This is a genomic window from Maribacter sp. UH1 (assembly GCF_056839145.1).
In genome coordinates this window covers 1,845,300-1,861,371 of sequence record NZ_CM166387.1, presented here as the reverse complement: position 1 = coordinate 1,861,371, position 16,072 = coordinate 1,845,300, and the positions used below count along the sequence as shown (strand labels likewise).

Annotated in this window: 18 protein-coding genes; 11 read left to right on the top strand and 7 right to left on the bottom strand. The window is 36.8% G+C overall.

All coding sequences use genetic code 11. The features are described from left to right. Positions 1-6 precede the first annotated feature (6 nt). A complete protein-coding gene (locus UH1x_RS08175) occupies positions 7-1,335 on the top strand; it encodes a GntP family permease (RefSeq protein WP_482626127.1) in 1,329 nt (442 codons plus the stop codon). A gap of 13 nt (positions 1,336-1,348) precedes the next feature. Here the strand turns inward: UH1x_RS08175 and arfB are convergent, their stop codons facing one another. The 7 genes from arfB to UH1x_RS08140 form a co-directional block, all read right to left on the bottom strand. Continuing rightward, positions 1,349-1,750 carry an alternative ribosome rescue aminoacyl-tRNA hydrolase ArfB gene (gene arfB, locus UH1x_RS08170; protein ID WP_482626126.1) on the bottom strand — a complete coding sequence of 134 codons (402 nt, stop codon included), beginning with the start codon at positions 1,748-1,750 and terminating at the stop codon, positions 1,349-1,351. A 14-nt stretch (positions 1,751-1,764) separates the two neighbouring features. Continuing rightward, positions 1,765-2,754 carry an ABC transporter ATP-binding protein gene (locus UH1x_RS08165; RefSeq protein WP_036150589.1) on the bottom strand — a complete coding sequence of 330 codons (990 nt, stop codon included), beginning with the start codon at positions 2,752-2,754 and terminating at the stop codon, positions 1,765-1,767. A gap of 85 nt (positions 2,755-2,839) precedes the next feature. Further along, the gene (locus UH1x_RS08160; RefSeq protein ID WP_482626125.1) at positions 2,840-4,996 is read right to left on the bottom strand and encodes a prolyl oligopeptidase family serine peptidase; all 2,157 of its coding nucleotides are present in this window, start codon (positions 4,994-4,996) and stop codon (positions 2,840-2,842) included. Positions 4,997-5,082: 86 nt separating this feature from the next. Next, positions 5,083-6,072 carry an aspartate-semialdehyde dehydrogenase gene (locus UH1x_RS08155; protein ID WP_482626124.1) on the bottom strand — a complete coding sequence of 330 codons (990 nt, stop codon included), beginning with the start codon at positions 6,070-6,072 and terminating at the stop codon, positions 5,083-5,085. Positions 6,073-6,314: 242 nt separating this feature from the next. After that, a complete protein-coding gene (gene mscL / locus UH1x_RS08150) occupies positions 6,315-6,716 on the bottom strand; it encodes a large conductance mechanosensitive channel protein MscL (RefSeq protein WP_276491319.1) in 402 nt (133 codons plus the stop codon). Between the two features lie 85 nt (positions 6,717-6,801). Beyond that, complete coding sequence (gene alr / locus UH1x_RS08145; protein ID WP_482626123.1) at positions 6,802-7,908, bottom strand: alanine racemase; 1,107 nt, start codon at positions 7,906-7,908, stop codon at positions 6,802-6,804. Beyond that, complete coding sequence (locus tag UH1x_RS08140; RefSeq protein WP_482626122.1) at positions 7,901-8,545, bottom strand: thymidine kinase; 645 nt, start codon at positions 8,543-8,545, stop codon at positions 7,901-7,903. The genes alr and UH1x_RS08140 overlap by 8 nt, the downstream gene beginning before the upstream one ends. Before the next feature lie 103 nt (positions 8,546-8,648). Between UH1x_RS08140 and UH1x_RS08135 the strand changes: the two genes are divergently transcribed. The 10 genes from UH1x_RS08135 (at position 8,649) to UH1x_RS08090 (ending at position 16,058) form a co-directional block, all read left to right on the top strand. Further along, positions 8,649-9,341 (top strand): hypothetical protein, encoded by a 693-nt coding sequence (locus tag UH1x_RS08135; RefSeq protein WP_482626121.1) that lies wholly within the window; start codon positions 8,649-8,651, stop codon positions 9,339-9,341. 155 nt (positions 9,342-9,496) lie between these two features. Further along, complete coding sequence (rsmI, locus tag UH1x_RS08130) at positions 9,497-10,168, top strand: 16S rRNA (cytidine(1402)-2'-O)-methyltransferase (RefSeq protein WP_482626120.1); 672 nt, start codon at positions 9,497-9,499, stop codon at positions 10,166-10,168. A 134-nt stretch (positions 10,169-10,302) separates the two neighbouring features. Beyond that, positions 10,303-10,626, top strand: coding sequence for a hypothetical protein (locus tag UH1x_RS08125; protein ID WP_482626119.1), 324 nt, complete (start codon positions 10,303-10,305; stop codon positions 10,624-10,626). Between the two features lie 231 nt (positions 10,627-10,857). Further along, on the top strand, positions 10,858-11,661 hold the full coding sequence (locus UH1x_RS08120) for an MbnP family protein (protein ID WP_482626118.1): 804 nt from the start codon (positions 10,858-10,860) through the stop codon (positions 11,659-11,661). A 52-nt stretch (positions 11,662-11,713) separates the two neighbouring features. Next, positions 11,714-12,751, top strand: coding sequence for a cytochrome-c peroxidase (locus tag UH1x_RS08115; protein ID WP_482626117.1), 1,038 nt, complete (start codon positions 11,714-11,716; stop codon positions 12,749-12,751). A 3-nt stretch (positions 12,752-12,754) separates the two neighbouring features. Further along, positions 12,755-13,726, top strand: coding sequence for a transporter family protein (locus UH1x_RS08110; protein ID WP_482626116.1), 972 nt, complete (start codon positions 12,755-12,757; stop codon positions 13,724-13,726). Positions 13,727-13,759: 33 nt separating this feature from the next. Then, on the top strand, positions 13,760-14,104 hold the full coding sequence (locus UH1x_RS08105; protein WP_482626115.1) for a HopJ type III effector protein: 345 nt from the start codon (positions 13,760-13,762) through the stop codon (positions 14,102-14,104). A 77-nt stretch (positions 14,105-14,181) separates the two neighbouring features. Beyond that, the gene (locus UH1x_RS08100) at positions 14,182-14,754 is read left to right on the top strand and encodes a uracil-DNA glycosylase family protein (RefSeq protein ID WP_482626114.1); all 573 of its coding nucleotides are present in this window, start codon (positions 14,182-14,184) and stop codon (positions 14,752-14,754) included. Positions 14,755-15,226: 472 nt separating this feature from the next. Then, the gene (locus tag UH1x_RS08095) at positions 15,227-15,655 is read left to right on the top strand and encodes an OsmC family protein (protein WP_482626113.1); all 429 of its coding nucleotides are present in this window, start codon (positions 15,227-15,229) and stop codon (positions 15,653-15,655) included. Positions 15,656-15,695: 40 nt separating this feature from the next. Then, positions 15,696-16,058 carry a four helix bundle protein gene (locus UH1x_RS08090; RefSeq protein WP_482626112.1) on the top strand — a complete coding sequence of 121 codons (363 nt, stop codon included), beginning with the start codon at positions 15,696-15,698 and terminating at the stop codon, positions 16,056-16,058. Positions 16,059-16,072: the final 14 nt, after the last annotated feature.

Sequence of the window (16,072 nt, the reverse complement as noted above, 5' to 3'; positions counted from 1 at the left end):
CCAATCATGGAAATATTTTACCTATTTCTTGCAGTCATTGCCATAATTATACTAACGACAAAACTAAAGATTCACGCGTTTCTTGCGCTGTTTATTATTTCCATTTTATACGGCATTTTTGCAGGTATGCCTTATGCTGATATCATTGTTTCTATAAATGACGGTTTTGGCGGAACGCTAGGTAAAATTGGGTTGATTATAGTACTTGGGGTCATCATTGGTGCTTTTCTAGAACATACTGGTGGTGCATTTGCTATTGCAGAAAAAGTGTTGGGTGTAATAGGGAAGAAAAGGGTGACGATGGCAATGGGAATCATCGGCTATATTGTTTCTATTCCGGTGTTTGCAGATAGTGGTTTTATGCTACTACATCCTTTGAACAAAAGTCTTTCCAAGAAAGCCAAAATCTCAATTGCCGGTCCGGCAATAGCATTAGGTTTGGGCTTAATGGCATCACATACTATGGTGCCGCCAACTCCTGGCCCAATTGCAGCTGCAGGTATTCTTGGTGCAGATTTAGGTTTGGTTATTGCTTTTGGGTTTCCAACAAGTATTGTCGCCTTGATTGTCGGAATCATATTCGCTAAGAAATATGCATCAAAAACCATGATAGCGCCTGATGTTGAAGATGCTTTAGACGCAGAACAAGAAATTAAAGATTCGCCCAGTGCTTTAAAAGCATCTATACCCATTCTGGTTCCCATTTTTCTAATTGTCTTGAAGTCCGTACTGAACTCCATGGATATCGGACAAGAAAACGGACTATTAGATTTCATCAATTTTGTGGGTGAGCCAGTTATATCTTTATTAATTGGAGTTTTCTTATGTCTGCTCTTGCCTAAAAAATTGAATTATGATATGCTCTCATCGGCTGGTTGGGTAGGTAAAGCAATTAAGGATGCGGCCTCTATTTTATTGATTACAGGTGCAGGTGGAATATTTGGTAAAATATTACAGAATTCCGGCATTGCAGAAATTCTAGGGCAAACCTTGACCGATTATAATATGGGTATTTTCTTGCCTTTTGTTTTAGCGGCAGCCTTGAAAACAGCGCAAGGTTCTTCAACGGTAGCATTGGTAACTACAGCATCCATAATCATGCCGATGATGTCATCACTTGGTTTTGATACCGAAATACAAAAAGCTCTGGTTGTAGTAGTAATTGGTGCGGGTTCTGCTGTAATTTCTCATGCAAACGACAGCTTCTTTTGGGTGGTTACGCAAATGAGTGGTATGAATGTAAAGACAGGGTATCGTCTTTTTGGCTTAGGCACTGGAGTGCTAGGAATAACAGGAGCCATAACCGTATTTGTATTCTATTCCATTTTCGCATAAATGGATTTACATATTAGTAGTCTGGCTTACCTCTATTCAGCTTTTTTAAAGAAGCGATTTTCTTACCTTTCAATCTCTTTTCAATAGATGATCTAGTAGGTCTGCTTTTCTTTCTTGCCTTAGGTACTACTAAAGATTTTTCTATAAGTTTCAAGAATCTTTTAATAACCAACTCTTTGTTTTTATGTTGGCTGCGAGATTCATCGCATTGTAATATGAGTAAGCCCTCTTTACTCAGTTTGTTACCTAATTTCAGAAGCACCCTTTTCTTCTGGCGTTCTGTTAGTCCCGATGAAGCTTCAATATGAAAAGACAATTCTACTTTAGAGGAAACTTTATTGGCATGCTGACCTCCGGGACCACTACTTCTAATGGCTTTAAATTGTAATTCGGTAAGAATTTGTTCTTTGTTCACAACTTGCTTTTGTATTAATTAGCAGCGGCTTCTTGTATGCGTTGATTGATAGTTTCAATGGCTACATTCAAAAACAATTCCTTCCCCTTAGGGTATAGTTTATCTGCGTTAAAGAAGATGGTTTCGTCATCATCGCTTTTACTTTCTGTTAGGTAATGACTGCCCATTGGGTATGCTTTTTCTACCGTAACATGAAAGCCTTGAGAAGGTGAAACTCGGAACTCATGTGCATATACTATAATTTTTCTTTTGGTATTCGCGTATGTTTTAAGCACATCTATAGAAATCATACTTGCCTCGCCAAAAAGAGAAGCTACATACAAGTTTTTAGGGTTTTTATATAGCTCCATAGGTCTTGCCCTGGCTATAATTTCTTTATCACGTAAAACAACCGCGCGATCGGCAAAAGGTAAAACATCATGTACGTCATGCGTGGCAACAATCGTAGTAATAAGATTCTCTTTCAAGTAATTGAAAATATTTCGGCGCAAGCTGTTTTTAAGAAAATTGTCGATATGGCTAAACGGTTCGTCTAAAAGAAGCACTTCTGGTTTTTGCGCCAATACTCTAGCCAAGGCAACGCGTTGTTGTTGACCACCACTTAGGGTTTTTACTTTTTTATCTGCAAACTCAGTGAGCTCTATCATCTCTAATAGCTCTTGAGTACGTTCTTTTAATTCATCAGGATAAAAAACAGATAGATACTGGCTAATGTTTTCAGAAACGGTAATGAATGGCATTAAATCAAAATCTTGAGACAAGTATTTCATAAAAGGCATACCTGGAACCAGATGAAATGCAGGACCTAAAATTTGTTCGTCTTCCCAGAATATTTCGCCCTGTTCTAAATCCATTAAACCATACATTAGTTTTAGCAAGGTGCTTTTGCCGCAACCGCTTTCACCAATAATGGCCACATGCTCTCCACGTTGAATACGTAAATCAATGGACTCTAAAACTGGAAGTTTATCATATGAAAATGATAGATTCTCTACTCGTAACATGCTTTTATTCTTAGGAATGTAAAATTGAAAAATCCGTTCCAATTTGAAACGGATTTTTCAATAATTTATTGATTTAAGATAGTAATTACTCCTTAAATTCTTTTAAAACACTTTTGTTAGGTAGCTCGGTATAGCCCATATTGTAAAGTGTAAAGCCATAAATATCTGCATATTGTTCAATAGTTTTGCTTACAGGCGTACCAGCACCATGACCAGCATTTGTTTCAATACGTATTAACGTTGGGTTCGTGCCTGCTTGTTTTTCTTGTAATTCTGCCGCAAACTTAAAACTATGTGCCGGTACTACTCTGTCATCATGATCACCGGTCGTAACCAAAGTAGCAGGGTAAGCCGTACCTGCTTTTACATTATGTACAGGCGAGTATCCTTTCAAGTACTGAAACATTTCATCATCGTCTTCCGCGGTACCGTAATCATAAGCCCATCCGGCACCAGCCGTAAATGTATGATAACGTAACATATCCATTACACCTACTGCAGGTAAAGCTACTTGCATTAAATCTGGCCTCTGCGTCATTGTGGCACCAACTAACAATCCGCCATTAGAACCTCCGCGAATGGCTAAGTATTCTTTTGAAGTGTATTTGTTTTCTATTAAATATTCTGCAGCGGCTATAAAGTCATCGAATACATTTTGCTTTTTAGTTTTAATACCTGCATCATGCCATTTTTTGCCATATTCGCCACCACCACGTAGGTTGGGAACAGCATAAATCCCGCCTTGTTCCATCCAAACTGCATTACCAATGCTGAAAGACGGGGTCAAGCTTACATTGAATCCGCCGTAGGCGTAAAGAATTGTTGGGTTTTTACCATTCAATTCCGTACCCTTTTTATAGGTAATAATCATAGGAACTTTAGTGCCATCTTTTGAAGAATAGAATACTTGTTCTGAAGTATAGTTATTAGGATTGAAATCTATCTCAGGTTTCCAGTACAATTCATATTCACCGGTTGCGGGATCGAATTTATAGGTAGAACTGGGTGTGTTATAATTTGTAAAAGAGAAGTACAGTTCTTTATCTTCTTTATCACCACCAAATCCACCAACGGATCCTATACCAGGTAACTCTACTTCACGAATAAGTTTACCATCATAATCATATTGAATTACCTTAGAAATAGCATCTACCATATATTCCGTAAAGAAGTAACCACCACCAGTATTGGGGTTCAATACATTCTCCGTTTCCGGAATGAAATCTACCCAGTTTTTTGCCTCAGGGTTAGCAGCGTCAACCGTAACTATCTTCTTGTTAGGAGCATTTCTGTTGGTAACGATATACAGTTTAGAGCCCACATTATCAATAACATAGTTGTCAGAATCGGTGTCTTCAACCATAGGAATAAGTAATCCGTTAGGGTCTTCTAAATTTCTGATGAATAATTTATTACCAGAGGTAGAAACAGAAGCACTGATCAGTAGGTATTTATTGTCTTCGGTAACATAGGCCCCTATATAACGATGTTTTTCTGCTGGAGTGCCACCAAATATAAGTTCATCATCTTTTTGAGAAGTACCTAATTTATGATAGTATACCTTATGCTGATCTGTTTTTGCAGAAAGCTCGCTACCTTTTGGTTTATCGTAGCTGGAATAGTAAAAGCCTTCTTTACCTTTCCATGAGAGTCCGCTGAATTTAATATCAATTAGGGTGTCTTCAACAATCTCTTTGGTTTCAGCATTTAAAATTATCGCTTTTCGCCAATCGCTACCACCTTCAGAAATAAGGTAGGCCGCCAAGGAGCCATCTTTAGTAAAGCTTAAACCTGCTAGAGAAGTTGTGCCATCTTCAGAAAATGTATTCGGATCTAAAAATACTTCTGGATTCTCATCACCTTTGGTTCTGTAGACAACATATTGATTTTGGAGTCCGTCATTTTTATAGAAATAGGTATAGTCGCCATTTTTGAAAGGAGAACCTAGTTTCTCGTAATTCCATAGTTTTTCAAGACGATTTTTTAAGTCGGTTCTGAAAGGAATATGTTCTAAATAGCCGAAAGTAGTTTTGTTCTGTTCTTTTACCCAAGCTTCTGTTTCTGGGCTTCTATCATCTTCTAACCAACGATAAGGGTCTTTAACTTCGGTTCCAAAATAAGTATCTACAGTATCAACTTTTGCGGTAACAGGATAATTCACGGTAATAGGTTCAGGTTTAGATTCGTTTTTACAGGAAGAGATTAGCGCAAAGAGAAGTAGCGCAGGTATTACTTTTTTCATGAGTAGTTCAGTTTGTACTAAAATACCATAAAAAAACCTTCAAAACAGTGAAGTTTTGAAGGTTTTAACGTTGTAAAGGATATAAATTAAACTAAGCCTTTTTCTACTAGGTATTCTGAGATTTGAACAGCGTTAGTTGCAGCACCTTTTCTAAGGTTATCTGCAACGATCCACATATTCAAAGTATTTCTTTGCGTTTCATCTCTACGTATACGACCAACAAAAACCTCATCTTTATCATGAGCATAGATTGGCATTGGGTAGGTATTTGTATCAGGATTATCTTGAACGGTTACACCAGGCATTTCATTTAACAAACGACGCACTTCGTTTAGCTCAAAATCATTTTCAAACTCTACGTTTACAGATTCTGAATGCCCACCAGCGGTAGGTATACGTACTGCTGTTGCGCTAATTGAGAAAGTGCGATCATCTAAAATTTTCTGTGGCTCGCGCGCCAATTTCATTTCTTCTTTAGTGTATCCGTTTTCCATGAAAACGTCACAGTGAGGCAATGCATTTCTACCAATAGGGTAAGGGTACGCCATTTCTCCTTGCACGCCGGCAATTTCATTTTCCAATTGTTTTACTGCTTTTACCCCAGTACCGGAAACCGATTGATAGGTAGAAACAACTACACGTTTCATTTTGTATTTGTTGTGTAAAGGGTGCAACGCCATTACCAATTGAATGGTAGAGCAGTTAGGGTTTGCAATGATTTTATCTTCTGCTGTAAGCTCATGAGCATTGATTTCAGGAACCACTAATTTTTTGGTTGGGTCCATTCTCCAAGCAGAGGAATTATCTACTACCGTAGTTCCCACTTCTGCAAATTTAGGAGCCCATTCTAAAGAAGTGTCACCACCCGCAGAGAATATGGCGATATTTGGTCTTGCGGCTACCGCATCAGCTAAGCCTATAACCGTATGTTCTTTTCCTTTAAAGGTCATCTTTTTACCTACAGAACGTTCAGAGGCTACCAATAATAACTCCGTTAATGGAAAATTACGTTCTGCCAATACTTTCAACATTACATCGCCAACCATGCCTGTGGCACCAATTACAGCTACTTTCATTTGTAAAACAATTATATTAAGCGGCAAAAATACGTATTACTGGTACTTGCACAAGTAAAAAAGAATAGAATAATCAAAATATAACAAATTGTTTAAAATATAACAGATGATTATGTGGAGGTAACTTGGAAAGTGTGCTATAAAAAAGAACCGTCAACAATGTTAGCGAAACAAAGTTGACGGTTTTAATTAATGTAAGTTGCAGTGCAACGGTACCCTATAACTAGGGAGTATTATTAAGATTACTTTTTTAAAGCATCTCTTATCTCTGCTAATAACTCTTCTGCAGTTGGTCCTGCTGGTGCAGCTGGAGCTGGAGGAGTTTTAGTTTTGTTGTAAGCTTTAACAATGATAAACATTACGAATCCAACAATAAGAAGGTTAACGATAGCATTTACCCATGCACCCCAACGGATAGCATTTTCTGGCTTAGCGATTGCGCCATCAGCACCAACAACAGCTTCATCTAATACGATTTTCAAATCAGCGAAATCAACTCCACCTGCGAAGTGACCTACGATTGGCATGATGATATCAGCAACAAATCCGTTTACTACTAATCCTACTGCTCCAGCTAAAATAACTGCTACAGCAAAATCGATGACGTTACCCGTCAAAATAAAATTCTTGAATTCTTTTAACATGTTTACTTAATTTATATTAATGGTTAAATTTAAAAAGTAACGCAATTTACTAAAAAATTTGATTCCTTAATGAAATGTTAACGATTCAATTTATTAAAACTCGCTTTATGCGTTGAGAAAGTCCCGTAAGTATTTCATACGTTATGGTGTTAGCTGTTTCTGCAAATTCGTTCGCAGACAGGTTTTTTCCAAAAATTTCCACTTCATCTCCTTCTTTACATTCAATATCGGTAACATCTACCATGATCATATCCATACAAACATTACCAATAATTGGAGCTGGTTTACCATGTATAAGTACATACGTTTTTCCATGGCCATATTCTCTGCCAATACCATCTGCATGACCCAAAGGCAATGTAGCCGTTACGGTTTTATGATCAGATTTGTATTTACGATTGTAACCAACAGATTCTCCTGCAGCGATGGTGTGTTTTTGGGAAATAATCGTTTTCAAGGTCATTACGGGTTGTAGATCAGCATCTATACGTGGTTCGTTACCATAACCGTATAGTCCAATTCCACTTCTGACCATATCATACTGTGCATCTGGGTAATTTATAATACCCGAAGTATTGAGCACATGCTTCAAAGTCTTGGTTTCAAAAAGTTCATCTGCTTTTTTACAAATAGTGTTGAACCGTTCTAGTTGAAGGTTGGTGAAGTCGGTTTCGTTAGGATCTTCCGTTGCTGCCAAATGAGATAACAGGGCAATCGCTTTTACAGCATTCTGTTGCTGAATAAGTGTAGAGATTTCTGGTAATTCATCTACGGAAAAACCTAGTCTATTAAGTCCCGTATTAAATTTTAAATGAATAGGATACTTTGTTTTTCCCAGTATTTTGGCTGTAGCAATAAAATCCGACAGGATAGCTTTGGAATATATACTGGGCTCAAGATTGTTTTCAATGAGCGTTTTAAAATGAACTTTTTGGGGGTGCAGTACTAAAATAGGAGCGGTAATACCTCCTTTCCTAAGGGTTATCCCCTCATCTATATAAGCTACGGCAAAATAATCCGCACCTAAATCTTGAAGATGTTTGGCAATAGCTACGGAATCACTGCCATAGGCATATGCTTTTACCACAGCCATAAATTTAGTTTCCGGCTTTATTATAGATCGCAAATAAGAGTAGTTATGACCAAGTGCCTTTAGGTCAATTTCTAAAACGGTCTCTTCTGCCTTAGCCATTTTGCTTCTTTTTAAGGGTATCGACCTCTTCGGATTTTACATCCATCGTTTTTACCTTTTCTTTCAGCATGGTCTTGTAATATGCACCTCTGCTTAAAGGTTCATATTCATTTACTTCTCCTAACATCACCAAATTATCGTTGCTGGATTTTCTATAACTGTAATTTGCCAAATTGCCTGTACGGGTGCAAATAGCATGTACTTTAGTAACATATTCTGCGGTAGCCATAAGAGCAGGCATGGGTCCGAAGGGTTTTCCTTTAAAGTCCATATCTAGTCCCGCGACAATTACCCTAACCCCTTTATTGGCCAGGTCATTACAAACGGTAACTATTTCATCATCAAAAAATTGAGCTTCATCAATACCTATAACATCGCATGTATCTGCAAGAATACGAATATTGGCAGCTGCGGGTACTGGTGTAGAGCGTATTTCATTGGCATCATGAGATACCACCATTTCATCATCATAACGAGTGTCTACCATAGGTTTAAATATTTCAACCTTTAATTTGGCAAACTGTGCTCGTTTAAGTCTACGGATCAATTCTTCTGTCTTTCCAGAAAACATCGAGCCGGCAATGACTTCTATCCAGCCGAATTGTTCTTTATGATTAACTGTGTTTTCAAGAAACATTTTGTAATTTTAGACGAAAATAATCGGTTTTTCGTTATTCTTTAAAGATGATAAAGGTATTTAAAAAACCCGCTATTTAGGTCTTTACCGTAAAAATTGTGAGATGAAAAATAAGTTGAAACTGGAATTGAGAAAGTTATCTACAGAAATTTTAACTGCAGAGAACTTAGATGATGTTACAAAATTATATGAGGTTTCTAAAAACCTATATGAGAAACTCGCTGTGCTTAAATTTATTGAAGTAGAACTCAATGATATGGAAGTCGATGTTTCTAAAAATGCAATTGCGGCAAAATTTGAGGAAATGGCAAATGCCGTAATGAAAGGAAATACAGGAGTGCCGGAAAATAATCCGCATGAAGAGGATATAGTCAAGCACCCAGGCATGGACACCATTAAAGGTTTTATTTCTGAAATGCCGGATAATGAAGAGCTAGAAGATGTTTTGGCAGATTTTATGTCGAAACCCGATCTTATGAAAAATGATAAAGAGCTCTTTACACCAAGAAAGGAAGATTTTAAACCAGTAGATACCGCACCAAAATCATTAAATGACCGTTTGGCAAAAAGTAATGTAAAGGTAGATTTGAACGATCGCTTGGCTTTTGTAAAACATTTGTTCAATGATAACATGGAAGATTATAATCGTGTATTGTCTCAACTAAATACCATAGATACAGAAGAGCGTTCTATTGCTTTTATAAAAAACATGGTAAAGCCAGATTATAATAATTGGGTGGGCAAAGAACCATACGAAGAACGATTTATTGAGTTGGTATCTCGTAGATTCTCGTAATTAAAACAATATATGTGTCATAAACCCAGCACTTGTGTTGGGTTTTTTATTCGATAGTAAAGATTTAAATATTCCTAAGTTTGCATCGAAATCTAAATTAATTTTTCAATTCAATGCTTCAAGGACATACCTTGAGGTTGTTCACTTTAAAATACATGGGAAAACTTTATTTAGTGCCAACGCCAATAGGTAATCTAGAGGATATGACCATAAGGGCAATTCGTATTCTTAAAGAAGTTGATTTAATTCTGGCGGAAGATACCCGTACAAGTGGAAAGCTTTTGCATCATTTTGAAATTGGTACGCAAATGAAAAGTCATCATATGCATAATGAGCATAAAATGGTTGATTTTTTAGTGGAAAAGTTAAAAGGAGGAGAGAACATCGCATTAATTTCAGATGCAGGTACACCAGCAATTTCCGATCCCGGATTTCTTTTGACACGCGCTTGTGTTGAAGCAGGTGTAGAAGTTGAATGTTTACCAGGTGCAACCGCTTTTGTACCGGCTTTGGTCAATAGTGGTTTACCTAATGATAAGTTTGTTTTTGAAGGGTTCTTACCCGTAAAAAAAGGAAGACAAACACGTTTAAAGTTATTGGCAGAAGAGCCACGTACCATTATATTTTATGAATCTCCGCATAAGTTATTAAAGACTTTAGGGAATTTCGTGGAATATTTTGGTGCCGAAAGACCTGTTTCCGTTTCAAGGGAACTTACCAAACTTTACGAAGAAACTGTTCGTGGTACTGCCGAAGAAGTTCTAAAGCATTTTACCGAAAAACCACCAAAAGGAGAGATTGTTATTATTGTTGGGGGAAATAAGTAGAAACAATAAAATTCTAAAGATTTAAGTGTTAATTCTAATAAAGAGTTAAGAAAATTTCAAAATCAGAATTATCTTCGTGGCGATTAATGAAAAAAATTCTCACATACACCTTTATCTTGTTATACCTCACTGCGATGGTAAAACCGGTATTGCCTGTATTAGAATATGTAATTAATCAAGATTATATAGCTGAGGTTTTATGTATTAATAAAGATAAGCCGATGCTGAATTGCGATGGTAAATGTTACCTCTCACAATTGATTAAAAAGCAGCAGCAAGAAGACCATCAAGATATACCTTCTGCTGATCTTCGGGAATACCCAATTGGTTTTGTAAGTATTCTTGATTGTAATTTTCAAAGTACAATTGTTGAAACAAAAGTGGTTTCAATGCATCCTAACTTAAACGAGCAGCAGTATATATCAGCTGTATTTCATCCGCCTAACTTCTTATCTTAAAGTACAACTTAGCATAGGTATGCCTTATTTAAAAGGCAGATGCTGTTGTATGCTCACACAACGACACATAACCTGTAGTCGTGTACACAATCAATTATTTTAAAATCATACCTAATGCAATGTCACTAGGTGAAACCATTACATAAACTAAGGTGTAATGCGCTGCTCTATTTATTGGTGAAAACCAGATGTAGTTTGGCGAATTATATCGAATAATTAATAAATCAACAGATGAAATCTATATACAAACTTTTTGCAGTAACCTTAATATTAACCGTATTCGCCAGCTGTAGCAGCGATGACGATGCTACAGAAGAATTAATGGGCGAAAACAGCATAACTCTTGAATTTGACAATAGTGTTGGTTCAGATGATTTGCTATTGGCAACTTCAAGTTACACCAATTCTCAAAACGAAACATTGACCATTACAAGACTAAATTACATTGTCAGTAATTTTAGATTAACTAATGATGAAGGTGAAGTGTTTGTCTATGAAAAAGACGATAGCTATTTTGTAACTAGTGAAGAAACCGGTAGTACAGAAGTTGTGTTAGAGAACATACCTGCAGGTAATTATGTGTCCATAACTTTTGGTATAGGCGTAGACCAAGAAAAGTATCTTCAAGGAGCAGAGGGTCAAGGAGATTTTTTGACCGTAGCCGAAGAAACCAATATGATGTGGTCATGGCAAGCGGGTTATAAGTTTCTAAATTTTGAAGGGACTTTTACATCGGAAACTATTACTGAGGCAACAGATTTTAAAGTACACATGGGTAGCCACGGGTCTAGTTTGGACAACTACAAAGAAGTTACTTTGAGTTTGGGTACAGATGCTTTGGTCAGCGATGAAATGTCGCCTATTATACATCTGGTAGCTGATGCCAATGCTATTTTAGACGGAGAAAACAAACTGTCATTAACCGAGCAATCGGTAATTATGGTCAGCGAAGAAAAGTCGCCACAAGTTGCTTTGAATACTGCAAGCATGTTTACCGTAGACCATGTTCATAACGGCACAGGAGATTCACACTAAATATTTTCGGGTCGCTCTTAATGGGGCGGCCCTAATTTTAAAACGATAACAGATGAAATATCTATTTTGGGTATTACTGTGTGTATTTTTGGTGTCTTGCAGTGATGATGATTATGTGGCTATTGAGAACACGCTTTTAACAGTAGAAGTTCCAGAGAATTTTCCTGAATTGGCTTATGATATTGAGGCTAATCCACCAACACAATTAGGATTTGAGCTGGGTAAGAAATTATTCTATGATGGTAAACTATCTTCAAGTGGGTTTATATCATGTGGCTTTTGTCATGAACAAAGTTCTGCTTTCACTCACCACGGACATCAATTTAGTCACGGTGTAAATGATTTGGAGGGTACAAGAAATACACCCACCATATCTAATATGGCATTCTTTACTGAATTTGCTTGGGATGGTGCCACGTCTCACTTAGACCTCTTTCCAATAATTCCTATCACTAATGAAGTGGAGATGGGTGAAACCATGACAGGGGTTATCAATAAACTGATAGCAGATGCCGAGTATCAAAAAGAATTTGAAATGGCTTTTGAGGAAGGTGGTGTAAATGCCGAGAACTTTCTAAAAGCGATATCTCAGTTTATGGTCATGATGATTTCTTCAAATAGTAAATACGATAAGTATGTACGCAATGAAGAAGGAGGAGAATTAACTGAGCAAGAGGCATATGGTCTAGAAGTGTTTCAGCAAAAGTGCGCTACATGTCACGCAACAGATTTATTTACCGATGGCAGTTTTAGAAACAATGGCTTACCACCAAATCCACAATTAAATGATATTGGCAGAGCCGAAGTGAGCGGTAGCGATAGTGACAATTATAAGTTTAAAGTGCCAAGTTTAAGAAACGTATCACTGACCGCGCCTTACATGCATGATGGTAGGTTTGGAAGTCTAGAATCGGTATTAAATTTTTATGCCAACGGCATGGTTGAATCGGAAACAATTGATGATTCTCTACGCACCGATGACGGATTAGGAATAGCATTAAATGATACAGAAAAAGAGGGATTGTTGGCTTTTTTTGAAATTTTGACGGATGATACTTTTATAAATGACGAACGATTTTCAGAATATTAAAAAATGAAAAAAATAATAATAAGTATACTTGTGCTTGGCGGATTTTTTACTGCTCAAGCAAGTGATTTACCAGAAGAAACAACCGAGTGTATCTGGAAAAATACCGCATATGAATATTTCTGCGATACCTGTGGGTGTGGTGGTAATGGAGGAAGTATGGGTTTTGGTACCGGATTGAATAATAACTTTGTAGGACTTAGATATATTGGTCAGAAGTACCGTTCTCGCGATGGTATTTTTGATAATTCGCCATGGATAAATGAGAATTTCAATACCGTACAGGCATGGGGAAAATTCCCGATTGGAGACCGATTTTTGGTAAATGCCATTCTCCCTTATCATTCACACAATAGAACATTTATAGATAATACAGAGCAGACTATAAGTGGTATTGGTGATGCTACGGTTTTAGCATATTACAATGTACTGAAGCAAACTGCCGATAGTATAATTTCAATAAAACCAGAACATGCGTTGCAAATTGGCGGGGGTATAAAATTACCGACAGGAACTTTTGATGCAGCCAATAATGAAGGCAGTGTTAACCCTGGGTTTCAATTAGGAACGGGTAGTTGGGATTATATATTAGCCGCAAATTACGGTATTACACATAGAAATTGGGGTTTTGCCGCCCTATTGAACTACACGATAAAAACGGAGAACAGTAAAAATTATTTGTTCGGAAATCAATGGAATGCAACATTGAATACCTATAAGACCTATTACCTGTCTCCATCGGTATCGCTAACCCCACAAGCAGGTTTGGGAGCAGAGTTCTTCGCCGAAAATAAAGAGTTTGATTTTGCTGTTCCTGACACAGGTGGCGATGTGTATTTTGCTAGATTTGGGCTAGAGGCAAACTACAATAGGTATGCATTGGGCATTTCAAGTATGCTACCAATTTCTCAAAATTTGAATGACGGTAAAGTTGAAGTAAAAAATAGGGTTTCGTTATATTTGAACATCAATATTTAATTGATGACTATTTAAAAATCTAAATAACTAACCATGACCTTAGAAGAATTCAAGAAAAAATTAGCTGCTAGTCCTAAAGAGATTCTCTTTTCAGAGACTATGGCTGCTATCGATTCTAAATATGCATTTACACCAACCGCTTATACCAATGGTAAAGTTAGAAATGAGGTTGGTCAGAATTCTGGGTCTTGTAAATTATTCTCTTTTGCCATGAAAGAAGAACTTTCAAAAGAGGAAACCTTGGCCTGTTTTGGTCAATATTATTTTGATGAGGTATTGTTAGACCTTAAAGGAACTTCACATCAAAATATTAGAAACTTTATGGAAACAGGTTTTGAAGGATTGTCTTTTGATGGTGAAGCATTGAAGTTGCTTTAGAGGCAATCTGACTAATCATTGTCAAAAGGTAAATCGTTAGTATTTATATTAAACATTCAATTCAATAGAAATATAACGTGCAAGAATTATTAGCTGAAATAAGAGGTTGCGAGGTTTGTAAGGCACATTTGCCTTTAGAACCAAGACCTATTGTTGCGGGTACTAACAATTCTAAAATTATATTGGTAAGTCAGGCACCGGGTAGAAAAGCACATGTTGAAAACAAGGCTTGGGATGACCCAAGTGGTAAAAAGCTTAGAGAGTGGCTTGGTGTTAATGAAGAGGTATTTTATAACCCTGATAATTTTGCAGTGTTACCTATGGGTTTTTGTTATCCGGGAAAAGGAAAGACCGGCGATTTACCACCCAGAAAAGAATGTGCTCCTTTGTGGCATTCTGAGGTGTGGGATCAATTTAAAAATGTACAGCTCATTTTACTGATTGGTAAATACTCTCAAGATCAATACTTAGGTAAGCAAGCCAAAAAGAACTTGACCGAGAACGTATTGCACTATAAAGAATACCTGCCAAAGTTTTTCCTATTACCACATCCATCACCAGTAAATCATTTTTGGAGAGGAAAGAATCCGTGGTTTGAAGATGAGGTTGTTGGGGAGTTGCAGAAATTAGTGGCTAAGATTTTAGAGTAGGGTTGACGTCGTTGCGATTCCGATAGCTAATTGCTTAGGAGGAGGATATTTAATTAATATTTTAATGTCACTTCGAGTGAATTTTGAGGCACGAGAAAATTAGTATCGAGAAGCAGTCATGTGCTAAAAGGCGATGTCCTGAACTCAGCCGAAGGGTTCTCGATACCCTCCTAACTGGCGGGCAGGCATTTTTTAAGTCAATGAAAAATTGAATTAAAAACCATTCGAACTGACAATAGAGACAAATGGAAAATTAATTTTTAAAATAAACAGATAGTCTTGCACTTCCAAATACTGATTTTTATTTTCTAACAACTAACAACTAACAACTAACAACTAACAACTAACAACTAACAGCCAACAGCCAACAGCCAACAGTCAATACCTGAATCATTAACTCTTTTCATTCGTCTACCTAACATCATCTCAGCCTATATTATCGTATTTTTGTACCCTACAAAAACATAAAATTATGAGTACAACAAATCATATTAGCACAAAGTGGTTGGGCAACATGTCCTTTGAAAGTAATAATCCTTCTGGGCATTCTTTACGAATAGATATTGCAAAAGAAGACGGTGGTGATGGTAGTGGTTTAAGACCAAAAGCATTAATGTTGTCTTCATTAGCCGGTTGCTCTGGCTTAGATGTAGCTGCAATGTTCAAGAAGATGAAGTTAGAAGTAGATGAATTTCACATTGAGACAATCGCAAACCTAACAGATGAACATCCTAAGTTTTATGACAAAGTAGTCATAGAGTACCATTTTCATGGCGCAAATTTAGCCGAGAAAAAATTACAAAGAGCGGTAGACCTATCCATTGAAAAATATTGCGGAGTAATGGAGATGTTCAGACAATTTGCCGAGCTTGATATTAAGACTGTTTTTCATACCAAATAAAAAAAACTCAAATACAAATTCAAAAATCAAATACAACTAGATGTCTAATAAGCCGTATGATTTGGAGGAAAGATTAGTAAATTTTGCAGCTGATGCTGCTCAATTTTGTAAAGGAATCCCGAATGATTTTACAGGACAATATTATGGACATCAGCTTTTACGGTCTGCAGGTAGTTCAGCTCTTAATTTCGGAGAAATGCAGGGTGCTCAATCGGATAAAGATTTTAAGAATAAAGCAACTATCTCTTTAAAGGAGTTAAAAGAATCTAGAATTAATTTAAAGATTCTGACAAAGATAAATTATGGTGATGCAGCTAAAAGAATAATGATTTTGGATGAAGTTGAGCAATTAATAAAAATCGTAGCGACTATTATTAAAAACAAGAAGCAAACAATTACTTAAATTTTAATTTCACA